Source organism: Candidatus Dechloromonas phosphoritropha, assembly GCA_016722705.1.
GTDB classification, from domain to species: Bacteria; Pseudomonadota; Gammaproteobacteria; order Burkholderiales; family Rhodocyclaceae; genus Azonexus; species Azonexus phosphoritrophus.
The window spans coordinates 1,774,172-1,799,053 of sequence record JADKGN010000004.1 but is presented as its reverse complement, the minus strand read 5'-3'; the positions used below and the strand labels follow the sequence as shown (position 1 = coordinate 1,799,053).

Here is a 24,882-nt window from a genome sequence, read left to right as displayed (position 1 = left end):
GATGAACGAACAGCATTCCGACGCGCTGGTCTTCTTTGGCGCTACTGGTGATCTTGCCTACAAGAAGATATTCCCGTCGCTGAACGCCATGGTCCGGCGCGGTCACCTTGACGTGCCGGTAATCTGCGTTGCCCGCGCCGGCTGGACCCTGGACCAATTGAAGACGAGGGCACGCGATAGCATCGAGGCGCACGGCCAGTTTGACATTGCCACTTTCGAGCGCCTTGCCGCGTTGCTCCGCTATGTCGATGGCGATTACGCAAATGCCGCGACTTTCCAGTCGCTGCGCAAGGCGCTCGGACCGGCGCAACGCCCGGCCCACTACTTGGCGATTCCGCCGGCCTTGTTCGGTTCGGTGGTCAAGCAGTTGTGCGACGCCGGCTGCGCCGAAGGTTCGCGGGTCGTGGTCGAGAAACCGTTCGGCCGCGACCTGTCCTCGGCGCGCGAACTTAACCGCATCCTGCTCGCAACTTTCGACGAGAGTCACATCTTTCGCATCGACCACTACCTCGGCAAGCGTCCGGTGCACAACCTGGTTTTTTTCCGGTTCACCAATGCATTTCTCGAGTCGTTCTGGAATCGCCGCTTCGTCAAGAGCGTGCAGATCACCATGGCCGAGGATTTTGGCGTGCAGGGACGCGGGACCTTCTACGACCAGGTTGGCACCATCCGCGACGTCGTCCAGAACCACCTGTTCCAAGTACTGGCGAATCTGGCAATGGAGCCGCCGGCGCGCGCCGATGCTGAATCGATGCGCGACGAGAAGGTGAAAGTACTGAAGTCGATTCCGCCGATTGAAACGAAGCATCTGGTGCGTGGCCAGTTCGTCGGCTATCGTCAGGAGCCCGGCGTTGCGCCCGATTCGCGGAAGGAGACGTTCGCCGCGCTACGCCTGGAAGTTGACTCCTGGCGCTGGGCCGGTGTGCCGTTCTTTATCCGCGCCGGCAAATGCCTGCCGGTGACCTGTACTGAAGTCTTGGTCCGTCTGCATCGGGCGCCGAAGATGTTTCCGAGTTGCGCCGGTGTGCCCAACCATTTCCGCTTCCGCATCAGCCCAGACATGACCATTGCTATCGGCACCACGGTGATGGACCCGGAAGACCGCATGACTGGCCAGCCGGTTGAATTGACCGCCAGCCACCGCGCCGGCGCGCAGGAGATGGATGCCTACGAGCGCGTGTTGAGCGATGCGATGGCCGGCGACCGCGCCCTGTTCGCGCGCGAGGATTACGTCGAGGAAGCCTGGCGCATCGTTGATCCCGTCTTAAAGGCGGATACGCCGATTTATCCGTACGAACCTGATACCTGGGGGCCGGCGCAAGTCAACGGCAGCATGACGCCTCCTGGCGGCTGGCTGGATCCGACAACTTCGGACCCTGTGACGTGAAAATCGAAGTGCTGGCCGATGCCGCTGCGGCGGCGCAGCGTGCCGCCGACGTCATCGCCGCTGATGCACGCACCGGCGTCGCTGAACGCGGACGATTCGTGATGGCGGTCAGCGGCGGTAGCACACCGTGGTTGATGCTACGCGCGTTCGCCGACATGAGCCTGCCGTGGTCCGACGTGCAGATCATGCAAGTGGATGAACGCGTCGCACCTGCCGGAAGCAATGAGCGCAACCTTACCCACATCGAGACAAGCCTGTTGGCACATGCACCGCTAAATTACGACCAGCTCCACCCAATGCCCGTGGACGCGGACGATCTCGACGCGGCGGCCGCCGCCTACGCCAAGGCGGTGCACGCGCTTGCCGGGACGCCGCCAATATTCGATCTCGTGCACCTCGGTCTCGGTTCCGACGGCCACACCGCTTCGCTGATACCCGGCGACCCCGTACTCGATTCGACCGGAGCCGTCGCCCTGGCAAGCCCCTACCATGGTTGCTGGCGCATGACTCTCACTTACCCGACGCTGCTTCGGGCGCGACGTATCCTGTGGCTCGTGACTGGCGCCGAGAAGGCCGCGATGCTGGCCCGTCTTGTCGCAGGCGACAACTCCATCCCGGCTGGCCGGCTGCCGCAGGAGAACGCCCTACTGATCGCGGACGCCACCGCAGCGGCCGGCCTTAGCCAACTACAAGGGCTTCCCCATATTTAGCAAGCGGGTTTCTGATTTTTGCTGTCTCATTGTTGTTCTGCCTCAATGATCTGTCTGCCCATCTGGTCTGCCATGTCGAAGCAAAGAAGGTGAAGGACTGCGGTACTACAACCGGTCATGTTGGGCTTCTTGCCCGGACCCTGATGAAAGACGCGCGCGAGGGCCTCATTCGTTAGTCGGGAATGACTTCTTCCCCTTGAGCTAATCAGGCATACCCCGCGCGGGTCCAAACCGCTTCACATCAACGTTGGCAGTGCTTCGCTGGTATTTGGCCGCCAGCGAGCGGCCTGTGATCCCTTTCCAGATTTTTCCCTATAGACGCTTTTTTCGACTGTTCAGGCGGGTTCCGCGGTCAACCGGAAATCTTCCCCATATTTCATGACGGCCCAGGCCAGCCGCAGATTCTTGGCAGCAATGGCGACCGCCGCTTTCCAGTAGCCGCGTCGTTCAACCAGGGCGCGAGCCCAACGGCTGAAGCGATCTTGCTTGTCACCCAGACCGGCGAGGACAGAGCGGGCACCCATGACGAGCAGGCTGCGCAGGTAGGCGTCACCCGCTTTGGTAATCCTGCCCAATCTTGCTTTGCCGCCGCTGCTGTATTGACCTGGAACCAAGCCGACCCAGGCGGCGAGTTGGCGGCCGTTCTTGAAGTCGTGCCCACCACCCAGACTGGCGACCAGGGCACTGGCAGTGGTCGGCCCGAGGCCGGGCAGTTGCATGAGCTGGCGGCTGCGCCGATCTTGCCGGGCGGCTTCGGCGATGGCGCGGTCGTCCCCCAAGGGGACTTTCTCCGGGGCGTATTCCGTGATGCGTTCGTTGAGACGGTCAGCGTGGGAAAGAAGATCGCCGACACAGCGGTTGGCCCAGCCGGGTAGTTGTTCGAGGTGGGCGCCGATTTCCCGGCGCAGGCGCTCGACTTTCTGCGGCAGGACGATGCCGAACTCGCTGATCAACCCGCGCAGACGGTTGTAGAGGGCGGTGCGCTCTTCGATGAAGCCTTGCCGGGTGCGGTGCAGACAGAGGATGGCTTGCTGGTCGATGTCCTTGATTGGCACGAAGCGCATATTGGGCCGGGTGACGGCTTCGCAGATCGCGGCGGCATCCGCCGCATCATTCTTGCCGCGCTTGCCGCTCATCCGGTACGGCGCCACGAATTTGGGCGCCATCAGTTTGACGGTGTGCCCGAACTGCCGGAACAGTCTTGCCCAGTGATGCGCACCCGAGCAGGCCTCCATACCGATCAGACAAGGCGGTAGATTGGCGACCATCTCCAGCAATTGGCTACGCGCCACCTTCGGTTTGACAAAAACTGCCTGGCCGCTCTGGTCAATGCCATGTAAAGCGAATACATTCTTGGCGAGATCAATGCCGGCGGTGACAATACTCATGGACTTCCCCTTTCGAATGAATGATTCAGTCTGGAAACTCAATCATGGCAGCAATCGCTGCCGGTGGCTTCCGCTGCTACTTCGGGACGGGGAAGTCCCTTTCATTCGTTAGCAACCAAGCGACAGGGGAGTGATCATGCACGCACCACGGACCACTTCTCACCCTACTTGGGCTCATGCTGGCACGGATATGGCAGGCACCAGCCTCGGAAATTCGCGGCTTTAGTTCACGGTCGCCAAGGGTATCGTCATTAAAATTTACTATCCGCGCATAGGCATTTCCCAAATCAAGGATCTGGAGTTCATCATCGCGGATGACCTTGGATTTTGAGTCGAACTGCGTCGCCTTGAGGATTATGAGGTGCGCTTCCCAAAACCTGGGATACCTGCCGTCACTGTTGTTCATCGCCACCCGCGTTTCACCTTCACGCTGGAAATCTGCCTCTCGCAACGGCGTGATACGCTCTTGTTGGGCAGTGCAACGTTTTTTCTGTAAAAGTTCTCAGGCGATTCCATTGGGTTGAACTCAGTCTTTCAAGTTGAGATAAATTTTCCCGGTCATCCAATCCTCATCGCATTCGGCGAGAAAGACTTTATCGATGAAGCCGGCCGCCAGTTTCTCTATCAGTCCTTTCCTCAGGGGCTGGTTAGCCAGGGATCGCCGCTGGCGGGAGTGCTGGAGCCTCCATACTCGCATGACAATTCCCTTGACTCAGATATTTGACATCTCGAAGTGACACGCCATGGAATCGCCGCGACACGACACGACAGTTCGGAGCTTGAATCCTTATAGCTTCAAGGACTGGATTGCATTTTGAAGCACCAGCACCAGTTCATCTTCAAACCAGGGGTTTTTAACAAACCATGGCTGGTTGCGTGGAGAGGGATGCGGTAGCGGGAGATACCCCAGTGGCAAATACTCCTTCCACGCTTCGACGGTATCGCCCAGCTTCGCTTTGCGGCGACTACCGAGATAGTAAGCTTGTGCATACCGGCCTATCAGCAAGGTAAGGGCAATGTTGGGCAAATGGGCAATCAGTTGCTCGTGCCAGCGAGGAGCGCATTCCGGACGCGGCGGCTTGTCGCCGGACGCTGCTTTGCCCGGATAGCAAAAGCCCATCGGGACAATGGAGACTTTCTGCGGGTCATAGAATTGCGCCGGTGTCAGCCCAAGCCAACTACGCAAGCGGTTGCCCGACGGGTCGTCCCACGGAATGCCCGTTTCGTGCACCTTTCGGCCGGGCGCCTGGCCGACAATACATAGCCGTGCCGATTGGTGCACCTGCAAGACGGGGTGGGGGCCGCACGGCAGGTCACCGACGCAATGGGTGCAAGCCCGAATATCCTTCAACAACTGTGACAGTTTTTTTTGCATTTTCAACGAAGTCGAAAAACCGGCTCCAGCAGTGACGCCTGTTCAGGCCGGTGGCTTAATCACGGCCAATCAGTTCCTAAAATTTTGAGGTTCCGGTGAGCACCAACCGGCGCCTTTCCGCTTCTCATACTCGCCAAGCGCAACCTCGATCTGGCTTTTGCAATCCTCATCCATGTGACCCAATACGCCGGTTAATGTTCCAGATTACGTCGGTGGCCACTCAGCTGGTCTTTGCATTCGGCGGCAACGTATACGGATAGCCGCCACCGCCTCCGCATTTCCAGCCTCTTATTGCCTGATAATCGCCATTCTCAAGCATGGTGAAGCAATACTGAACAATCCGTAAGCGTCAATCGACGCTGAGCGACTTGCCGGAATCCCTAAGCCTAATTCGAATTGGCGTTCAAAGTGATACTAATGCTAGAATATTCCTAAGTACAAGATACTTGGGAGGCATTGACATGGCCAGACCGCGGCGAGTAGATCCGAAATTGGTGACGCAGGCCCAAGCGGCCGTGAGAGACGCCGATAATGTTGAGGCCCTGCGCTGTGCGCAGGCGGTGCTGCTACCGGCGCTATTGGGAGCGACGCTGGAGCAGACCGCAGCGGTACTGGGCATAGGTCGAGCCACCGTGCCCAGGCTACAAGCGCGCCTGCGCCGGCTGTTGGCCAAACCGGACGCAATCCGACCGAATTGGGGTGGTCGCCGGCGAGCTTCGCTGCCACTGGAAGAGGAGGATCGTTTCCTGGCCCCTTGGGTGCAGGCCTCCAGTGAAGGGGGAATCCTGGTCGTTTCGCCACTGCGTGCCGCGTTAGCGCAAAAGCTGGGACGTCCTGTGGCCGCCTCTGTCGTGTATCGCCTGTTGGCGCGGCACGGCTGGCGCAAGGTCGCACCCGACACCCGGCATCCGAAGAGTGATCCGCAGATCCAGGAAGCGTGGGAAAAAAACTTCCCGAAACACTGGCAGCCCTCTTGAAACAGGAAGCGATTCGGGGTCGCCGGGTGCGCCTGATGTTTCAGGACGAAGCGCGCTTTGGGCGCATGGTGCGAATTCGTCGCTGCTGGGCACCCAACCCAGCACGGCCAATGGTCTGCAACGGCTACGAGCGGGAGTTCATCTACCTTTATGGCGCCGTCAGCCCCATCGAAGGCGAGTTGGATTGGATGACCTGTCGGCAGATGAACACCGAACAGATGACGGCGTTCCTGGCCCGAGTCAGTACCGCGCATAAAAAGGAGTTCATGCTGATGGTCGTCGACGGTGCCAGCTCACACGTATCGAAAGATCTGCAAGTGCCAGAGAACATTCGTCTGCTGCGCCTGCCACCTTACGCGCCCGAACTCAACCCGCAGGAGCACGTCTGGGATGAGGTGCGGGAGAAGGAGTTTCACAATCGTGTGTTTGCCGACCTCGGTAGTGTCATCCGCCAGTTGGAAACAGGCCTTCCACGTCTGGCAGCAAATACCTCAGGGCTGCGCAGCCTGACCGCATGGCCATGGATCGTTAGTCTCAACTTGAACGCTACTTAGAATTAGAGCCAGAATTTTCCGGACTGCTCGTACTGCCCACCGCTCTGGCGATTCGTAAGTGCCTGCCGCATTGCCGAACGAGGTACGCAGCATGTCCGTATCAATAATTCCGGGATTCAGCGGCACAGCCGCCATTCCCTTGGGCAAATCCTGCGCCAGCGCCTTGGTCAACCCCTCGATCACCCATTTGGTAGCGCAATAAGCTGCAACACCAGCCGATGTGCTCCGTCCCCAGCCCGAACTGAAATTGACAATCACCCCGCGATTTACTTTGACCATCGCGGGTACGAAGTGTCGGATAACGTTCGCGACACCTTTGATATTTACGCTGGTCAGCCCGTCGAATTCACTGGCCTGGATCTCCCAGAGCGGGGAATTCGTGTTCACCACAGCGGCATTGTTGATCAGAAGATCAGGGATGCCGACGATATTGAGTATGTGAACTGCCCAATTGGATACCTGAACATCGTCACTGACATCGACGCTGGCAAAGCGATGGGGTGCAGGATATTCCCGGCGAAGGGTTTCGATGTGCCCGGCATTGCGACCGCATCCAGCTACGGCATGACCGGCGGCCACCAGTTCTTTGAGCATGGCGCGCCCCCAATCCTCTTGACTTAGCGCGTTTGCATATTTTACAGCCGCCGCGATAAGCCGGCCATATCGGGGTAGAATTGGGTCTCGTAACGGATTGATATTTATAGGTTAAATATGCCGTCCTAAATATGTCAATGTGCTTTTCAGGCTTGTGGACTTCATTCAGAGCACAGCCTTTCGCGAAGCGGCTCGCCGTGATTCCCGGAATTTCACGCGCAGCCGTGGATTGCCCTTCACCGATCTGATCGCTTTCCTGCTCAGCGGTGTGCGTGGGGCCGTGCAGGGCGAACTCGATGCGTTCTTCACGCTGCTGGCGCGGCGAACCCGCTTGTCTCGGGTGGTGACCGCCAGTGCGTTCTCGAAGGCGCGTAGCCGCCTCTATGCGAATGTCTTCGATCCGCTCAACACAGAGTTGCTGCGGCTGGTCGATGAAGCCCTTCCCGGTCAGCCGCTCTGGCAGGGATTGCGGGTTCTGGCCGCCGATGCCTCCAAGGTTCGCTTGACCTTGCTCAACGCGGAGGGCAAGCGGTGTGTGCGCGAGGCGACGCTGTTCGGCTTGTTTCGTCCGGGCATCGAGTTGTTCGATTCGCTGATCCTGCACAGCCCCCTGGTTGGTGAGCGGCAGATGCTGTTCGAGCGCCTGGACCGGATTGACCGCCACGACATGCTGCTGCTCGACCGCGGTTACCCGGGCGCGTGGCTGGTGGCCGCCTTGCTGCATCGGGAGATTCCCTTTTGCATGCGCTGCGATTCGTCGTCGACCTTTGCCGCCATCACGCAGTTCATGCGCTCCGGCCAGGACGACACCGTGGTGACCCTGCCACCGCCGAATTGCCGGGATGCCGTCGATTATGAGTGTCCCCGCCAGGCCTCGACCGTGCGCCTGATCCGCCAAGTGACACCCGCCGGTAAGGTGCGCGTGCTCATGACGTCCTTGCTCGACAGTGCGCAGTATCCGGCGCCTGCATTCGCAGATCTCTATCATCGGCGCTGGCGCATCGAAGAGGCCTTCAAGCGCCTCAAGCATCGCCTGTCGCTTGAGCATACGTCTGGCTTGACCTGGCTCGCGGCCTGTCAGGACGTCGGCGCCAAGATGCTCTGCGACAACCTCAATGCGCTGGCGGTCTATCTGGCCACGGAGCACCTCATCGCCCCAGATTCGCCGTGGCGTATCAATCGCACCTTGGCTTTCTCGCATCTGCGCCGTCTGCTGCCCCAAGTGCTCACCGGCCGCCTTCGCTTGACCTCGCGCATCGTCGCCGCACTGTTCTCCGAGATTGTCCTGAACCTTCAAAAATTCATCCCCAACCGAAACCGACCGCGACCTATTCGACCCAAGCCACACAAGTCTCATGCCTACAAAACCGCTCCATGACAAGATGCTAAGTCACGAGGATTGGGCGCGCCCCAACCCCCTGGTAACACCGGTCAAAACCACAATGCGTGGTGTGCCCATTTAGCCAACTCCTCAGGTGTACGAGTATTCTCCTTCAACGGGAGAGGCAACTAAAGTTAGCTCGCAATGTCCCTACTGTAAGGCACCTCGCGGCTGATAAATACTAATCGTTAAGACTGGGATCGAAACATGGACAAATTGAAACTCACCTATTTTGATTTTCCAGGAGGGCGGGCGGAACCGGCGCGACTGGCGTTACACATCGGCGGGATCGAGTTTGAAGACTATCGTTTTGCGTCGAGTGACTTTCCGGAAGTCCGTAAGACGACACCGCTGAATCAGGTGCCGACCCTGCACATCAATGATCTGCAGATCACGCAAAGTGACGCGATCACCCGCTACGTCGGAAAACTGACCGGTTTGTATCCCGAAGATCATTTACAGGCCTTGTTATGTGACGAGGTGATGGGTGCGTTGGAAGACTTGAATATCAAATTGGTGGCGACGTTCGGCATGAAAGGGGATAACTTGAGGAATGCTCGTGAGGCTTTGGTGTCCGGAGCGTTGCCGCAGTACTTGCGATGGCTGCAGCATCAACTTGAAAGCCACGGCAGCGAATATTTTGCGGACAACCGCCTGACCATTGCCGATCTGAAAGTATTCGTCGCGGTGCGCGGACTCAGCTCCGGCCAGTTAGAGCACATTCCTGCCAATTTGATCGAGACCGTGGCACCGAAGCTCAAAACGCATATGCAGCGCATCGGTAGCATTCCAGCGATCGCTCAATATTATTCAGAACTCGGTGTAGCCTGATTCTCGGTCGGCCGGCAACTGTCGGCAACCTCCACTACGACCTGAATAACAAAGGCGTAAAGCGGGTTCCCCCTGACACTAGCAAAGCCGATTCCCTTCTTTAAGGAAAATTTCTTGTTCGGACGAGTGGGGCGCTGCGATGCCATGAGTTGGATCGAATGTCCGATATTTGATGCATGACGGACGGATTACTTCTCCAAGTGGGTTATCGGTAAAGGCCGAGCTTCATGCGTAGACCGTCCGGCAAGTATCAGAAGTAGAGCGGCCGTTCAAATGGCTGCTCTACTGAACAACCAAACGGCCGTTCCTGACTGGTTCCGGCCAGACACCGCGATTGGCCTCCGCCTTTGCCTCTTGCCACAGCGAGGGGGCTTCTGTGAAGACCGGACGCCTCGCTCTTCGCTCCTCCGCAAACGCTTCAGAACTTGCTCAGCCAAGGGCGCCGCTGGCTGCCAGATGTTCTATTTCGGCGGAGCTGTAGCCGGCGGCGGCGAGGATTGCCGCAGTGTGCTGGCCGGCTGCGGGGGCCGACTGGTAGATCGAGAATTCGAACTCGGACATCTTCAGCGGCGGGGCGAACTGGGCCAGGCCGTCTTCCTGAAACACCATGCCGCGCGCCGCGATCTGCTCGTTCTCCAGTGCTTCTTCCGGCGTCAAAATCGGCGTCACACAGCAGTCGACCGCAGCAAACAGGTTCGCCCAGTCGTCTCGTGGTCGCGTTACGAACACGGCGGCCACCTCGGCGCGCAGGCTGGCATCCCATTGCCGCCCGACCCATTCCGGGCGGCTAAGAACCTCGCAACAGAGCTTCCAGAACTTGCCTTCCAGCGCGCCGACCGCCATGTGCCTGCCGTCGGCACAGCGATAGGCGCCGTAACAGGGCAAACCGCCCGCGAGCAGGTCGCTGCCACGCGGAACCGAATGGCCGCTGTCGTTCAGGCGCAGCATCGTAAAATAGGTGTGCGCCAGCACGCTGTCGGTCATCGCTACATCGATGTAGCGCCCCTTGCCGCTGCGCTGCGCTTCGACCACCGCCGCCAGGATGCCGAACGCGGCGGTCAGCGCCCCACCGAGCAGGTCGGCGATCTGGAAATTCGGGATCGCGGGGTTGCTGCCTTCGCAGCCGATCTGGTCGAGGACCCCGGCGTAGCCGAGATAGTTGATGTCGTGGCCGGCCAGATCCTTGTACGGACCATCCTGCCCGTAGCCGCTGATCGAACAGTAGGCGATCCGCGGGTTGAGGGGGGCGATCACGGCATAACCGACGCCGAGTTTGTCCATGACCCCCGGCCGGAAACTTTCGACGATCACATCGGCGGCGCTAGCAAGGCGTTTGAAGACGTCGACGCCTTCCGGCTTCTTTAGATCGAGCCGCAGGCCCAGCTTGTTGCGGTTGATCATCCGGAAGTAGGCGCTGTCCGCGCCCTGCCCGGTGCCCAGCGTGCGGGCATAGTCGCCGACCTGCGGGTCCTCGATTTTGATCACCTCCGCCCCGAGATCAGCCAAGTGCAGCGTGGCGACCGGCCCCGGCAAGAGGCGGGTCAGATCGAGAACGCGGATGCCAGCCAGTGGCCCCGGCCGGCTCATTCTTCGCAACTGCCGAGGAGGTCGGCTTCGAGTTCGATTTCCATGCCTTCTTTCAGATTCGTGTCGATGAACATGCCGCGATAGAGCCGCCCGCCGCTGGCGGCGCGCCTTGCGTGCGGCGTTTCCCATTGTTCAACGCGCAGGCGAACCATTCCCGACTGCACGTCTCGTTCATATTTGCCGGATGACACGCAAGGATAGGCCAGCAGCAGATGGTTGAATTCCTCGCGCGTATACTGCTCGATACTCCTTTCTGGCACCCGCGGGCAAACGGTCAGGCGCCGGGTCTGCACGCCAGCGGCCACGATGCGACCCTTGAAGTAGAAGGTAGCATCCGCCACTTCGGGATTGCTCTCCCGGTAAATCACGCAGCGACCGTTCCGCCAGGCCTCGGGATTGGCCTGAAGCAGCTTTGCCGAAGGTCGCAGTTCGGCGTCGCCAGCTGCGGCAACCGCCACCGCCAGCCCCAGAATTCCTGCTGCGAAGCGCACTGGCAGCAAAATGCGATCAATAGACGCGGCTATCCTCGATCACCTTGCCATCGTTCGCTAGCCCTCCGGGAGCGCAGAAGGCGACCTCGCCGCGCAGCTTGGTGACTTCGCGCAGACTGCCTGCAACCGCCTTGTCCAGCACCTCGCTGACGGCTTCGATTTCGCAGTGCAGGACCATGCGATCCTGACCGTCGGGGTTGTCGACAACCAGGCGCATGCGGTGGATTTCCGGATGGCGCCTGGCCAGGTCGGCAACTTGCTCGGGATGAACGAACATGCCCTTGACCTTGGTCGTCTGATCGGCGCGGCCGAGCCAGCCCTTGAGCCGTACGTTGGTGCGCCCGCAACGCGAACGACCGGGCAGTATGGCGGAAAGGTCGCCAGTGGCAAAGCGGATCAGCGGGTAATCGGCGTCGAAGCCGGTGACCACGACCTCGCCGACCTCGCCCGGCGCTACCGGATCGCCGGTTCCCGGACGGACGATTTCGACCAGCAATTCTTCTTCGACGACGAGGCCGTCCTCGGCATCGGTTTCGTAGGCGATGGCGCCAATGTCGGCGGTGGCGTAACACTGGCGCACGCTGATGCCGCGTTTGCGCAACCAGTCGCGGGTCACGGCGGGCAGCGCTTCGCCGGAAACACAAGCCTTGCGCAGCGAGCTGATATCGATACCCATCTCTTCCGCCCGTTCGACGATGATGCGCAGGAACGAAGGCGTGCCGACGTAAGCTTGGGGTCGCAGGTCGGCGATGGCCTGCACCTGCTGTTCGGTCTGCCCGGTGCCACCGGGGAAAACCGGACAGCCAAGCTTGCGGGCGCCGGCCTCGAATATAAAGGCGCCGGGCGTGAAGTGATACGAAAAGCAGTTGTGAATCAGATCGCCATGGCGAAAACCCGCGGCATAAAGCACACGTGCCATGCGCCACGGGTCGATATCCTTGCCCTGCATTTCGTAAATCGGCCCTGGCGACGCGAATACACGCTTGGCGTCGCGCGGCGCCAGTGAATTCAGCCCGCCGAACGGCGGTGATTTTTTCTGCAGGTCGATCAAGTCACGCTTGCGGGTCAGTGGCAGGCGGGCCAGCGCCTCGCGCGTCACGACACCGAACGGATTGATCCCGGCCAATGCATGAAAATAATGGCTCGTCGTTTCCTTGGCATGCGCCACCTGACGCGCCAGTTTGTCCATCAAATCCCGCTCGCGCTCTTCGGCATCCCGGGTTTCGAGAGGGTCGTAAAAGCTCATTTCATTTTTCTCCATTTTTCCCGGTTGACCGCAACACTTCGATGCCGAACAGCCTGCAGATTGCAAAGAAGGCGCTCAGGGCAAGGCGGAGCGCGGCGCCGTTTACTTCATGCAAACAAGCTGCGCGACAACGCAGCTCTGAGTGCCGCACTGCAATCTACGACAGCCAGCGTTTGCGGCGTCTGTAATGCTTTACGTCCTTGAAGGATTTCCGTCCCGTAGAAGACAAGCCCAAATAGAACTCTTTGACGTCCTCATTCGTTCTGAGATCTTCGGCATCGCCTTCCATGACGACCCGGCCGTTCTCCAAAATGTAGCCGAAATCGGCATAGCGCAGCGCGACCATGGTGTTCTGTTCGGCCAGCAGGAAACTGACCTGCTCGCGCGTATTCAGGTCCTTCACGATCTCGAAGATTTCCTGGACAACCTGTGGTGCCAGACCCATCGACGGCTCGTCGAGCAGGATCATCTCCGGCTTGGCCATCAGAGCGCGACCGATGACGCACATCTGCTGCTCGCCGCCTGAGGTGTAGCCGGCCTGCGAAGTACGTCGCGTCTTGAGGCGCGGGAAATAGTGATAGACCTTCTCCAGGCTGTCCCTGAGTTCTCCGCGGGAAAGCGAGCGGGTATAGGCGCCGGTCAGCAGGTTTTCCTCGATGGTCAGGTGGCCGAAGCAATGGCGGCCCTCCATGACCTGGATGACGCCGCGCTTGACCAGCTCGTTGGGCGTCAGTTGATCGACGCGCTGGCCCTTGTATTCGACCAGACCCTTGGTCACATCGCCGCGTTCGGCGTGCAACAGATTCGAAATCGCCTTCAATGTCGTTGATTTGCCGGCGCCGTTGGCACCGAGCAGGGCGACGATCTTGCCTTTCGGCACGTTCAGCGACACGCCCTTGAGCACCAGGATCACGTGGTCGTAAATGACCTCGATGTTATTGATGTTCAGATAGTTGTCGACCGCAGCAGCAGGTGTGCTCATAGCTGTTCCCGAAGCATGGAAACCGGAAAATGGCGAGGGGCTTCCCCCTCGCCTTTCCGCTCTCTCGCCCTATTTTTCCTTGGTGCAGTCACGCGGTGTGATGCCCTTTTCCTTGGCGTACTGCTTGGCCGACGCCTGGAACAAGGGGTGGATCAGCGACTTGTTGCCCTCGATCCAACCCGATACCGGCACCCATTTGCTGCCATCCCATTGCTGGATCTTCACCTTGCCGGAGCCTGCGTGGTCAGCGCAGGAGGTCTTGACTTCCGGCAACAGGTCGGTCGCACCAATCTGCTTCAGGCGAGCATCGGTGATGTTCAGGTTTTCCAGCGCCCAACGCACTTGCTCGCCGCTCATCGCCTTGCCCTTGCCATATTTTTCCTGCGCCTTGCGGATGGCTTCGACCGACAGCACGGCAGCGGAAACGCCCCGGTTGTAAAGGACGGTGCCGATCTTGCTCGCGTCCTGCAGGTTACCCTTGCCAGCGCCGTAAACGACCTTCTCGATGTCGGCAATCAGCGGCACCTGTTTGCCGGAGACGTTCCAGGTCGCCGCCATGTAGCCCTTGGCGGCGTCGCCGGCCGGGATCACGTCTTCCTCGGAACCGGTCCACCAGGAACCGATCATCCGGTCACGCGGGAAACCGACCTTCTGTGCCGCCTTCAGCGCTGTCTGGTTCATCACGCCCCAACCCCACAAAACGACATAGTCCGGCTTTTCCTGACGAATCCGCAGCCACTGGGCGCCCTGTTCGTTGCCCGGATGAGCAACCGGAATCTGCACCAGTTCGAACTTGTTCAGCTTGGCCTCAACCTCCATGGCGACGATGGCTTCCTTGCCATAGGCGGAGTCGTGATACAGATAAACGATCTTCTTGCCGGCCAAGCTGCCACCTAGCTTCTCCTTAATGAACTTGACGATGGCCGAGGCCTGCACCTGGTAGGTGGTGATCAGCGGAAAAGCGTAAGGGAAAACCGAGCCATCCACCGCATCGGTGCGGCCGTAGCCCATCATGGCGAGCGGCAGCTTGTCCTGGGCGGACTTGTCGATCAGGGCGTAGGAAATGCCAGTGGACATCGTGTGGATCGGGCCGGAGGATTTGGCCGCCTTGCTCTTCAGGCGCTCGTAGCACTCGACGCCCTTGGCGTTGTTGTATTCGGTTTCGCATTCCTCGTAGGTCATCAAAACGCCATTGACGCCCTTCTCTTTCAGGTTAACGTAGTTCAGATAGTCGATGAAGCCACCGTAAAAAGACTGCCCGTTCGAACCGTAGGGGCCAACGCGGTAGTCGATGAGCGGGAAGAATTGCTCCTCGGCGGCTGCGGCAGGCTGCGCCAGCATGGCCAGCGATAGCGCGGCGGCGGCGAGGGCGGGTTTTATATTTCTAATCATTGAATGTCTCCTCCAGGTTTACAAAAACGACGGGGCTGCCGTGGCTTGAACAATCGCCATTCCTAGTGCGGGAACGGCCACAGACGCAGTTTCTCCTTGGCAATCTGCCACAAACGGGCGAGCCCGTGTGGTTCGACGATCAGGAAGAACATGATCAGCGCACCGAATATCGCGATCTGGATGTGCGACACGGTAGCGCTGGCAAAGGGCAGGTCGAACAGGTCGGCGACAAAAGGCAGTGCCACATCGAGAAAGATGGGCAAGAGCAGGATGAAGGCCGCGCCGAGGAAGCTACCCATGATCGACCCGACACCGCCGATGATAATCATGAACAGGATCTTGAACGACATGTCGAGCGAGAAACCATCGGGCTCGACCGAGCCGAGATAGCAGAAGGCATAAAGCGCGCCGGCAACGCCGCAGTAGAACGAACTGACGGCGAAGGCAAGCAGTTTGGTCGGCATCAGGCGGATACCGATCACCGAGGCCGCCACATCCATGTCGCGCACCGCCATCCAGGCGCGCCCGGTAGCTGAACGCACCATGTTCTTGGCAGCCAGCGCCATGACGACGACGATCGACAATACGAGCAGGTATTTCTCGACCGGCGTCGTTAGTTCGTGTCCAAAGATGATCAGCCGCTGCGTCGAGATGACGCCGGAAGACGAGTTGTTCGACAGCCAGGGGAACTTGGTCAGGCACCAGATGATGAAGAATTGCGCGGCCAGCGTCGCCACCGCCAGGTAAAAACCCTTGATGCGCAGCGACGGCAGGCCAAACAGGATACCGACACCGGCTGCGGTCAACCCGGCAAGAATGAAGGAAAGCAGTAGCGGAATGCCCTCGATGCGCAACTCGAAGTTGTAGGCTGCATACGCACCGACCGCCATAAAGGCGGCCGAACCGAGCGACAACTGGCCAGCGTAGCCGGTCAGGATGTTGAGCCCGAGTGCCGCCAGGGCGAAGATCAGGAACGGGATCAGGATCGCCGAGAACCAGTACTCGCTGGCCAGCAACGGCACGCCGACGAACGCGACGGCGAGCAAGGCGACGATGGCGATGCGGTCCTGACGGATCGGGAACAGTTGCTGGTCGGCGGCGTAGGTCGTCTTGAACTGGCCGGCTTCGCGATAAAGCATTTTCTTCTACCCTCTCTTATACGCGGTCGATGTGGCGTTCACCGAACAGCCCTTCGGGGCGAACCAGCAGGAACATGAGTGCCAGCATGTACGGGAACCAGCCCTCGATGCCGCCGAAATTGCCGCCGAACAAATCCTGCATGACCGGCGGGATGTAGATTTCAGCCAGTTTTTCGGAAGCGCCGATGATCAGGCCACCGACGATCGCCCCCGGCACCGAGGTAAAGCCACCGAGGATCAACACCGGCAGCGCCTTCAATGCCGTGAAAGTGAGCGCAAACTGCACACCATTGCGGGCGCCCCACATCATGCCGGCGACCAGCGCCACAAAACCGGCAACGCCCCAGACGATGGCCCAGATGTGCTGCAGCGGTATGCCAATCGACAGCGCCGCTTGATGGTCGTCGGCGACGGCGCGCAAGGCACGGCCGACCCGGGTGTACTGGAAGAACAGAGCCAGCGTCGCCACCAGCAGCGAGGCAACCCCGGCGGCAACCAGATCAAACTTGGAAATAACCATGTTCCAGTTATCGAGGATCCACGGTATCGGCTCGTCGACAATGCCCAGTTCCAGTGCCCGCGGCGCGCTGCCGAAGATCATCGGGGCCACCCCTTCGATAAAAAAGGCAAGCCCGATGGTCGCCATGAACAGCGAGATCGGCGGCTGGTTGACCATTTTGCGCAGCACGAATTTTTCGGTGGCGATACCGAATAGAGTCATGATGCCGAAGGCGAGGATCACCGCCAGCCACAGCGGCGCGCCCCACTCCATGACCCCGACCACGGAGAGCGCCGCCAGATAGACCATCGCCCCCTGGGCAAAGTTGAAAACCCCGGAGGCCTTGTAGATCAGCACGAAACCGAGCGCGACCAGGGAGTACATGACCCCCGAGAGCAGGCCGCCGATCAGGACTTCCAGGAAAAAATTCATGGTTGAAGACCTTTCTTGCCGCAGATTACGCAGATTGGCGCAGATCAAGCTGCAAAAAATCTGCGTTTATTTGCGTCAAAGTATTTTTGTTCATTGTCAGAAGCACCTTCAGTGTCCCGCACCGAGGTAGGCCGTAATGACTTCCTCGTTGTTCTTGACATCTTCCGGCGTGCCGTCACCAATCTTCTTCCCGTAATCAAGGACGACAACGCGGTCGGATATATCCATGACGACCCCCATGTCATGCTCGATCAGCACGATCGTCGTACCGAACTGGTCATTCACGTCGAGGATGAAACGGCACATGTCCTGTTTTTCCTCGACGTTCATGCCGGCCATCGGCTCGTCGAGCAACAGCATGGCCGGCTCGGCGGCCAGCGCGCGGGCGAGTTCGACACGCTTTTGCAGGCCATAGGGCAGACGGCCGACCGGCGTCTTGCGGATGTGCTGGATCTCGAGGAAGTCGATGACCTCTTCCACCTTCTTGCGATGCTCCAGTTCCTCGTTCTTCGCCCGGCCGAACCACAGCGCATGCTCGACGAAACTGGATTTCATCTTGGTGATGCGCCCGGTCATGATGTTGTCGAGCACGCTCATGCCCTTGAACAGCGCGATGTTCTGAAAGGTGCGGGCGATGCTCTGACGGGCCGCCATGTGCGGCTCCATCTTCCGGCGCTCCACGCCGTGCCAGAAAATCCTGCCTTCCTGCGGGTGGTAGACGCCATTGATGACATTGAGCATCGAACTCTTGCCGGCGCCGTTGGGGCCGATGATGGCGCGTATCTCGTGTTCACGGACGTCGAAGGAAATGTCGGTCAGCGCCTTGACGCCGCCGAAGCGCAGCGAAATGTTCTGGAGGTCGAGGATGACGTCGCCGATCTTCTTGCTCATGCTGAAAACCTTTTATTCGACGCAGATTGCACCGATCGATGCAAATTTAAAACCAGACAAAAAGATTTATCTGCGTTTATCGGCAAAATCCGCGTCAAGGTATTTTCGGTTAATATTCCCCGGCTCATCTCAAGCTGCCTTTTTGACGATCGGGAAGGTCTTGGCATCGATGATCCGCAGGTCGGCAGCTACCTTGCCGCGCCGCCCGTCCTCGAACTTGACCTCGGTTTCGATGAACTGCGATGTCCTGCCGTCGTAGAGCGCGTCGATCAGCACCCCGTATTTCTCGGCGACGAAGTTGCGGCGCACCTTGCGCGTCCGAGTCAACTCATCGTCGTCGGGGTCGAGTTCCTTATGCAGAACGAGGAAGCGGTGAACCTGCGAATCCGCCACCATCGCGTCATGGACCAGATCGGCGTTGACCTTTTCGACGCACTCGCGGAGCAGGTCGAGCACTTCCGGCTTGCCCGCCAGATCGGTATACCCCGAATAGGTGATGCCGCGCCGCTCGGCCCAGTTACCGACAGCGCCGACGTCGATGTTGATGAAGGCGCAGACCATCTCGCGCGCGTTGCCGAAACAGACGGCTTCCTTGACGTGTGGGAAGAACTTGAGCTTGTTTTCGATGTAGTTGGGCGCATACATTGCGCCATTGGCGAGCTTGCCGACATCCTTGGCGCGGTCGATGATCTTGAGGTGGCCGTCGGCGTCGAGAAAACCGGCATCGCCGGTCATGAAGTAGCCGTCGGCGTTGATCGACTCGGCTGTGGCGTCCGGCTGCTTGTAGTAACCCTTGAGCAGCATCGGCCCCCTGACCAGAACTTCGCCATTGTCGGCGATCCTGATTTCGACGCCCGGCGCCGGCGCGCCGACGGTATCCGACTTGACCTGGCCGTCGGGCTGCAGGCAGACATAGGCGCAGGTTTCGGTCTGCCCGTAGAGTTGCTTGAGATTGATGCCGATCGAACGGAAGAAACTGAACAGTTCGGGGCCGATCGCCGCGCCGGCGGTATAGGCCACGCGGATGCGGCTCATGCCGAGCACGTTGCGCAACGGCCCGTAAATCAGCACGTTCCCGAGCCAGTACTGCAGGCGATCGCTGGCGCCTACCGGCTTGCCATCGAGAATGGCCCCACCGCAGCGCTTGGCGACGCCCATGAAATGATGGAACAGCCGCTGCTTCAACTTGCCCGCGTCTTCCATGCGGATCATCACGGAAGTCAGCAGTCCTTCGAAGACCCGCGGCGGGGCGAAATAGTAGGTCGGGCCGATCTCGCGCAGGTCGGTCATCACGGTTTCGGCGGACTCCGGGCAGTTGATGGTGAACCCGGCCACCAGTGCCTGGGCATAGGAGAACAGATGATCGCCGACCCACGCCATCGGCAGGTAGGAAAGGATGTCTCCGTCACCGCTCATGTGGTCGACCTGCACGCCTCCCTGCGCGGCGGAGATGAACGCGGTGTGCGTCTGGCAGACGCCTTTCGGCTTTCCGGTCGTCCCGGACGTGTAGAGCATGACCGAAACGTCATCGTGATGACCCTTGCTGACTTCGTTGTCGAAGACGTCGGGATGGTTGCGGTCATGGATCCGCCCCATTTCGATCAGTCCCTGAATGTCGTGCAGGAAGGGCAGGGTGTAGTGCCGCATCCCGCGTGCATCGTCATAGATGATGTGTTCCAGCGTGCCGACCTGCGCCATGATCTCCAGCAACTTGTCGACCTGTTCCTGGTCCTCGACGACCGCGAAGCGGATGCTGGCATCCTGCATCACGAACAGCATCTCGTTGGCCACAGCGTCCTGGTACAGCGGAACCGGCACCCCGCCCAGGGCCTGGGCGGCGCACATCATCATGTAAAGGTGCGGCCGGTTGTCGCCGATGATGGCCAGGTTGTCGCCACGCCTGAATCCGAGCTCGGCGAGACCGCAGGCGAGTGCCCGCACGCGTTCGGCAACCTCAGCCCAGGACAGCGTCTGCCAGATCCCGAGGTACTTTTCACGCATCGCCGGAGCGTCAGGGCGATTCCTCGCGTGATCGAGCAGCAAGCGCGGGAAGGTGTGGAGCCCGCCCGGCGATCCCGAATTTGCCTGTACGGCCATTCTTGTCTCCTCTTCGCCGCGCCGCGCCGGGACACGGTCTGGCGTTCGTCCCGCATTGTGTCCAAAGTGCGTGCCCACGTAAACGTTGCGGTGCACAACTGCAATGAGGCATTGTTCACGCAGAGTCTATGGGTAATCGCCGGCTTATAATTGTCATCCGGCGGACATTTGGGAACAATAATCTTGAAAAGCGCTGAGGAGCTTCTGCGCAACTCTCTTTGGGGCCAAGAACTGACCGAGTCCGAAATGTCGCGGGCGCTGGCCGGAACCTGCGAACGGACATTTGCCGCCGGCGCCTTCATCTGCATGAAGGGGGAATCGGTCGACTACTGGATGGGTATCGTCGATGGCCTGGGCAAGATGGCCAACCACTGGACCACCGGCAAAACCACTTCGCTGATCGGCATCGGTTCCGGCGGCTGGTTCGGCGAGGGTTCGCTGCTCAAGGAGGAAACCCGGCGCTACGATGTCATGGCGCTGCGCGAAACCCGCGTCGCCTTCATGAACCGCAGCACCTTCCTGTGGCTGATGGATCACAGTATTCCCTTCAACCGCTACCTGATCATCCAGTTGAACGAACGCCTCGGACAATTCATCGGCATGATCGAAAACGAGCGCATGCTCGACCCCGATGCGCGCATCGCCCGCTGCCTCGCGGCGCTCTTCAACCCTGTCCTCTACCCGGGAACCAATCGCCTGCTGCGGATTTCCCAGGAAGAACTGGGCTACCTCGCCGGCGTCTCGCGACAGCGGGCAAACCAGGGGCTCAAGGTGCTCGAGGACGCCGGGCTGGTGCGCAGCGAATACGGTGGCATCAATGTGCTTGATGTCGATGGCCTCGGCCGCTACGGCGAATGAACAGAATCCCTAACCGCCACCAACCCGCCAAACTCAATAACAAGGAATGACAATGACCACCACCACCCCGCGCCTGACCTCGCTCTCGCACGGCGGCGGCTGCGGCTGCAAGATTGCGCCCGGCCTGCTGAGCGAAATCCTCAAGGGCGGCAACCGCCTGCCGCTGCCACTGCCGCCGGAACTGCTGGTCGGCATCGAAACCGCCGACGATGCCGCCGTTTACAAACTAAACGACGAACAGGCACTGATCGCCACCACCGATTTCTTCATGCCGATCGTCGATGATCCCTACGACTTCGGGCGCATCGCCGCGACCAACGCCATTTCCGACGTCTATGCCATGGGCGGCAAACCGATCATGGCGCTGGCATTGGTCGGTATGCCGATCAACGTGCTGCCGCCGGAAGTCATCGCGCGCATTCTCGAAGGCGGCGAAGCAGTCTGCCGCGCCGCCGGCATCCCGATCGCCGGCGGCCACAGCATCGATTCCGTCGAGCCGATCTACGGCCTGGTCGCGCTCGGGCTGGTTCACCCAAAGCTGGTCAAGCGCAATGCCGGCGCCCGCGTCGGCGACCGTCTGATCCTCGGCAAGCCGCTCGGTGTCGGCATCCTCTCGGCCGCCTTGAAGAAGGATGCGGTCGACGCCACCGGCTACGCCAAAATGATCGAAATCACGACCCAACTGAACACCCCCGGCCCCGAACTCGCCGCCCTGCCCGGCGTGCACGCGATGACCGACGTCACCGGCTTCGGGCTCGCCGGCCATGCGCTCGAACTGGCACGCGGCGCAGAGTGCAGCCTGAACATCAATTGGTCGCGCGTGCCGCTGATCGACGGTGTGCGCAGTCTGGCGGAAGGAGGCATCGTCACCGGCGCCTCGGGGCGCAACTTCGCATCCTATGGCCACGACATCGCCCTGCCTGAAGGCTTCGCAGCGGCGGATCAGGCCCTGCTGACCGATCCGCAGACCAGCGGCGGCCTGCTGGTTTCCTGCAGCGCGGACAGCGTCGGCGCGGTTCTGGAGATCTTCCGGAAGCACGGCTTTGCGAGCGCAACCGAGATCGGCGAGGCCGGAGCGCGCGGCGAAGCCCTACTGACCATCTGCTAAACAGCCCAGGAATCGCTGTTGACCGTGGATGACCGGTGAACACCGTCTTGCTGCAGGGATTTCCCGGATTCGAGTCCGCTGGCCCTGCAGCGCAGACCGTTCCCGGGAACTACGGGTGACGCCGCTTCATCGTTGCCACCCGCCAGATCATTGGCCAGCGGCTTTGGCGAAAAGCGCCTTTTCGATGTCGTCAGCCCAGGCCGGCTGTTCCCCGCTGGCCGCCCGTGCCGCACCAATCAGCGACAGATTGCGGGCCGTCGTCTCCGGTTCCCAGAGTTCGCGAACGGCGGCGAGCGCGTTGGCGGCTGCATCCTCCGCCGCCCCCTGATCGCGGGACAGGACAGCCAGTTCAAGCAGGGTCGCGTGATCCCAGTAGTCCGGCGTCCCTTTGGCGAGGCGCCGCTTGACGGCATAGGTCACCACTGGCAGCAACTCGCCGCGACGCGGGTCGGGCGGCGATGCCAGTTCCATCAGCGTCACGGCGTTGATTCCCGGATAAGCGTCCCGCCAGTCGCTCTCGAAGCCCTGCAGGTAGGTAGCGATGGCCTTCTTGAGCCAGCCCCGGGCGGCGAAGGCATTGCCGGCCTTCTGCTCGGCCTCCCAGCGATCCTTGTAGACGCGACCTAGCAGCCCATTGGTCTCGCTGCTCGCCCCGCGCACGGCGATTATCTCCTTGAGTACGGCTTCCGCCTCGTCCTTCCGACCCAGGCGATTGAGCGCGAAGCCCTGCTGCTCGCGCACCAGCGTGCTCTGGCCCAAGGGCTTGGGAAAGGCCGCGACCAGATCGACCATCGCCTGCCAGTCGCTGACGGCCCGGTACGAGAGCAGCAGATCGACCAGCACGCCCGCTTCGGCCTGTGAAACATCCCCGAGTTCGGCTGCCGCCGCCCGCACCGCCTCCTTTCCGGCGCGGCGGGCGGCCGTCAGCTTCTCGCGGGTGGCCGCCGCGTAGCGCGCCTGATCGCGAAAGACATCGGTCTTCAGTCGGGCGATATCCGGCGCGACATAGCCTTCGAGCAACTGGAACACCGGGCTGTCCCTGGGTGGCTCGTCCTTGCTGCGGCGCGCCTCGTCGAGGAAGGCGGTGACTCCGGCAGCGCCCGCTGCCGAATCCGCTGGCTTGCCGTCCGCCCCCAACTCGTAGCGGATCGTCCGCAGCGGCGCCACATCGAAAGGCAGCGGCCCCTTCTCGCCAAACAGCATTACCGTCGTCGCCGGCCGCACGCCGTGGCGCAGGCCCAGTTCATAGAAAACGTTGGCATTGGCGCCGGTCAGGTCGGCCACCGCGAAGTCGCAGAGGATCAGGCGCTCGTACATCGGCTTGTGGATCATCCCGCCCACCGCCTCCTCGTCGGCACGTAGCGGCTCCATGCCGGCGGCGGCGATAGCGGGCTGGATCAGCGTGCTGTAGATGGCGTCGAAATCCACCGTCTGGCCGGCGGAGATGTTCTTTTTGCCGAAGGGCATCAGGACAAAGCAAAGAGGTTTCATGTCGTTTCCTCATGACGAAAGAGGTGGGTCAGCGTTCGCCGCATGGCCATATCGCCAATCTCGCGGCTCAGATAGATGGCCTGACGATACATCGATTCGAGTTCCCGCGGTGTCGCGTCCTGCTCAGGCGCGATGGCCTGCCGGTAGCGCTCGTAAGCGTCATCTGCCTGGCCGAGGTGCAGCAGTGCCTCGCCCTCGGTAGCCAGCCGCCATTTGCGGCTGCTGGCGAGTTCGGACGGCGCGGCCTGTGCGCAATAGACCAACACCTGCTCGGCCGTCGCACGGGCGGCCTCGCGTTGCCTGTCGGCGAAGAGCTGAAAGAACGCCACGTTGATGCCGTGGTAGTAGGCCTGGGCAAAATCCCCGGCCGTCAGCGCCAGAGTTAGCGCGTCGGCATATAGCCGGCGGGCCGTCGCGCCGTCGTCGGCGATGCGGTTCAGCAACCAGCGCCGCTTCAGCCGGCCGGCGAGCACGCCCATGGCATCGGTGCCGGAATTGCCATGCTGCTTGAGCAGATCGATGGCATCGTCCTGGCGCCCGACTCCTTCCAGGCTCAGGGCCAGTTGCGTCAACCCCTCGTGATCCAGTTCGGCTGCCCGCGGCTCGAGCAAGGCCACCGCGCGCTGGAATTCGCGCGACTCAATCGCCACCCGGGCCGCATTCCACGGCCCCGCCGGCGCGGCGGCGCCGACCAGCCGGTTGATCACCAGTTGCACGCTCTCCGCTTCGCTGCCGGCAGGCTTGACGATCTCGAGGTGATTGCCGGGTACGACAAAGCGCGCCCCCGGATAATCAGCCTCCGGGAACGGATTCAGCGAGGACTCGTAAGGCACGAACTCGTCGCGCAGGCCACCGACCACAGAAAAGATGAAGGGCCTGCGCTTCTGCGGCGTGAAGCGCTCGTTCCACTCCCGGCGCAACCCGCGAATGAAGGCACCGTCCCGAGCCATGTCGCGCAACTGCGGTTTGAGCAGGCGCACCAGCGAGGCCTTGACCAGCCCGCCGCTGGGTGTCCCGAAGAGAAAGACATGGCTGACCCGCTGGCACAACGCGGGGCTGTCGAGCAAGGCGCGCTGGGTGGCCAGCCCGCCCATGCTGTGGGCGATCAGGGCCAGGCTTCTGTAATCCTTCAGCTCCCCGACGCGAACATCGGTCGTCAGCTTGTCCGCAACTTGCTGCAAATCGGGATCGGCGCTCCACAGCTTGACCACGTCGACCCGCAGATGCGAGTCGTAGCCCAGCGAATAGATGTCCCAGCCGGCAAGCCGGGAGTCGGCGGCGAGAAAGTCAGGAAACGACTGCCAGGTTGCCTGCCAGTCACCGCCGAAGCCGTGGATGAAGACCACGGCGGCGCGATCGGCGACCGCTCCGGGCCGGCGTTGCAGCGCCTTCAGGGTGCTGGCGCTGACCCGCTCCCTGGCATCGCTCATTTCATCCTTTCCCATGTCAGTGCCTCATCAGGCGCCCACCGG

Annotated in this window: 23 protein-coding genes and 1 pseudogene; 10 read left to right on the top strand and 14 right to left on the bottom strand. The window is 60.8% G+C overall.

The window, feature by feature from the left end:
• Window position 1: 1 nt before the first annotated feature.
• Complete coding sequence (zwf, locus tag IPP03_14475; GenBank protein MBL0353793.1) at window positions 2-1,387, top strand: glucose-6-phosphate dehydrogenase; 1,386 nt, start codon at window positions 2-4, stop codon at window positions 1,385-1,387.
• Window positions 1,384-2,097: a 6-phosphogluconolactonase gene (gene pgl, locus IPP03_14470; GenBank protein ID MBL0353792.1), complete on the top strand. Its 714-nt coding sequence runs from the start codon at window positions 1,384-1,386 to the stop codon at window positions 2,095-2,097. Before zwf ends, pgl begins: the two co-directional genes overlap by 4 nt.
• A 335-nt stretch (window positions 2,098-2,432) precedes the next feature.
• On the opposite strand, the gene IPP03_14465 is transcribed toward pgl, so the two are convergent.
• Window positions 2,433-3,485: an IS110 family transposase gene (locus IPP03_14465; GenBank protein ID MBL0353791.1), complete on the bottom strand. Its 1,053-nt coding sequence runs from the start codon at window positions 3,483-3,485 to the stop codon at window positions 2,433-2,435.
• 136 nt (window positions 3,486-3,621) lie between these two features.
• Here IPP03_14465 and IPP03_14460 point away from each other — a divergent pair.
• Window positions 3,622-3,981 (top strand): annotated as a pseudogene (locus IPP03_14460) (hypothetical protein).
• 24 nt (window positions 3,982-4,005) lie between these two features.
• Complete coding sequence (locus tag IPP03_14455; protein MBL0353790.1) at window positions 4,006-4,209, top strand: hypothetical protein; 204 nt, start codon at window positions 4,006-4,008, stop codon at window positions 4,207-4,209.
• Between the two features lie 63 nt (window positions 4,210-4,272).
• Here IPP03_14455 and IPP03_14450 read toward each other — a convergent pair whose 3' ends face one another.
• Complete coding sequence (locus IPP03_14450; GenBank protein MBL0353789.1) at window positions 4,273-4,860, bottom strand: uracil-DNA glycosylase family protein; 588 nt, start codon at window positions 4,858-4,860, stop codon at window positions 4,273-4,275.
• 515 nt (window positions 4,861-5,375) lie between these two features.
• Here IPP03_14450 and IPP03_14445 point away from each other — a divergent pair.
• A complete protein-coding gene (locus IPP03_14445; protein ID MBL0353788.1) occupies window positions 5,376-5,837 on the top strand; it encodes a winged helix-turn-helix domain-containing protein in 462 nt (153 codons plus the stop codon).
• Window positions 5,838-5,872: 35 nt separating this feature from the next.
• Window positions 5,873-6,391: an IS630 family transposase gene (locus IPP03_14440; GenBank protein ID MBL0353787.1), complete on the top strand. Its 519-nt coding sequence runs from the start codon at window positions 5,873-5,875 to the stop codon at window positions 6,389-6,391.
• Here IPP03_14440 and IPP03_14435 read toward each other — a convergent pair.
• A complete protein-coding gene (locus IPP03_14435) occupies window positions 6,329-6,985 on the bottom strand; it encodes an SDR family oxidoreductase (GenBank protein ID MBL0353786.1) in 657 nt (218 codons plus the stop codon). The two genes, IPP03_14440 and IPP03_14435, sit on opposite strands and share 63 nt — an antisense overlap.
• 115 nt (window positions 6,986-7,100) lie before the next feature.
• On the opposite strand from IPP03_14435, the gene IPP03_14430 reads away from it, so the two are divergent.
• Both IPP03_14430 and IPP03_14425 read left to right on the top strand, forming a co-directional pair.
• Window positions 7,101-8,363 carry an IS4 family transposase gene (locus tag IPP03_14430; GenBank protein MBL0353785.1) on the top strand — a complete coding sequence of 421 codons (1,263 nt, stop codon included), beginning with the start codon at window positions 7,101-7,103 and terminating at the stop codon, window positions 8,361-8,363.
• Window positions 8,364-8,573: 210 nt separating this feature from the next.
• Window positions 8,574-9,197, top strand: a complete 624-nt coding sequence (locus IPP03_14425) for a glutathione S-transferase family protein (protein MBL0353784.1) — start codon at window positions 8,574-8,576, stop codon at window positions 9,195-9,197.
• A 429-nt stretch (window positions 9,198-9,626) separates the two neighbouring features.
• On the opposite strand, the gene IPP03_14420 is transcribed toward IPP03_14425, so the two are convergent.
• The 9 genes from IPP03_14420 to IPP03_14380 form a co-directional block, all read right to left on the bottom strand.
• On the bottom strand, window positions 9,627-10,784 hold the full coding sequence (locus tag IPP03_14420; GenBank protein MBL0353783.1) for a CoA transferase: 1,158 nt from the start codon (window positions 10,782-10,784) through the stop codon (window positions 9,627-9,629).
• Window positions 10,781-11,284 (bottom strand): hypothetical protein, encoded by a 504-nt coding sequence (locus IPP03_14415; protein ID MBL0353782.1) that lies wholly within the window; start codon window positions 11,282-11,284, stop codon window positions 10,781-10,783. Before IPP03_14415 ends, IPP03_14420 begins: the two co-directional genes overlap by 4 nt.
• A gap of 7 nt (window positions 11,285-11,291) precedes the next feature.
• Window positions 11,292-12,521, bottom strand: a complete 1,230-nt coding sequence (locus IPP03_14410) for an AMP-binding protein (protein ID MBL0353781.1) — start codon at window positions 12,519-12,521, stop codon at window positions 11,292-11,294.
• Window positions 12,522-12,678: 157 nt separating this feature from the next.
• A complete protein-coding gene (locus tag IPP03_14405; GenBank protein MBL0353780.1) occupies window positions 12,679-13,503 on the bottom strand; it encodes an ABC transporter ATP-binding protein in 825 nt (274 codons plus the stop codon).
• A gap of 69 nt (window positions 13,504-13,572) precedes the next feature.
• Window positions 13,573-14,895, bottom strand: coding sequence for an ABC transporter substrate-binding protein (locus tag IPP03_14400; protein ID MBL0353779.1), 1,323 nt, complete (start codon window positions 14,893-14,895; stop codon window positions 13,573-13,575).
• A 62-nt stretch (window positions 14,896-14,957) separates the two neighbouring features.
• The gene (locus tag IPP03_14395) at window positions 14,958-16,034 is read right to left on the bottom strand and encodes a branched-chain amino acid ABC transporter permease (GenBank protein ID MBL0353778.1); all 1,077 of its coding nucleotides are present in this window, start codon (window positions 16,032-16,034) and stop codon (window positions 14,958-14,960) included.
• Between the two features lie 16 nt (window positions 16,035-16,050).
• Window positions 16,051-16,965, bottom strand: coding sequence for a branched-chain amino acid ABC transporter permease (locus IPP03_14390; protein ID MBL0353777.1), 915 nt, complete (start codon window positions 16,963-16,965; stop codon window positions 16,051-16,053).
• A 108-nt stretch (window positions 16,966-17,073) separates the two neighbouring features.
• Window positions 17,074-17,856, bottom strand: a complete 783-nt coding sequence (locus IPP03_14385; GenBank protein MBL0353776.1) for an ABC transporter ATP-binding protein — start codon at window positions 17,854-17,856, stop codon at window positions 17,074-17,076.
• Between the two features lie 129 nt (window positions 17,857-17,985).
• Window positions 17,986-19,953: an AMP-binding protein gene (locus IPP03_14380; protein ID MBL0353775.1), complete on the bottom strand. Its 1,968-nt coding sequence runs from the start codon at window positions 19,951-19,953 to the stop codon at window positions 17,986-17,988.
• Window positions 19,954-20,136: 183 nt separating this feature from the next.
• Between IPP03_14380 and IPP03_14375 the strand changes: the two genes are divergently transcribed.
• Both IPP03_14375 and selD read left to right on the top strand, forming a co-directional pair.
• Window positions 20,137-20,811 (top strand): Crp/Fnr family transcriptional regulator, encoded by a 675-nt coding sequence (locus tag IPP03_14375; GenBank protein ID MBL0353774.1) that lies wholly within the window; start codon window positions 20,137-20,139, stop codon window positions 20,809-20,811.
• 46 nt (window positions 20,812-20,857) lie between these two features.
• Window positions 20,858-21,919 (top strand): selenide, water dikinase SelD, encoded by a 1,062-nt coding sequence (gene selD, locus IPP03_14370; protein ID MBL0353773.1) that lies wholly within the window; start codon window positions 20,858-20,860, stop codon window positions 21,917-21,919.
• Window positions 21,920-22,066: 147 nt separating this feature from the next.
• On the opposite strand, the gene IPP03_14365 is transcribed toward selD, so the two are convergent.
• Window positions 22,067-23,410, bottom strand: coding sequence for a DUF4071 domain-containing protein (locus IPP03_14365; protein ID MBL0353772.1), 1,344 nt, complete (start codon window positions 23,408-23,410; stop codon window positions 22,067-22,069).
• Window positions 23,407-24,840: an alpha/beta hydrolase gene (locus IPP03_14360; protein ID MBL0353771.1), complete on the bottom strand. Its 1,434-nt coding sequence runs from the start codon at window positions 24,838-24,840 to the stop codon at window positions 23,407-23,409. Before IPP03_14360 ends, IPP03_14365 begins: the two co-directional genes overlap by 4 nt.
• Window positions 24,841-24,882 lie beyond the last annotated feature (42 nt).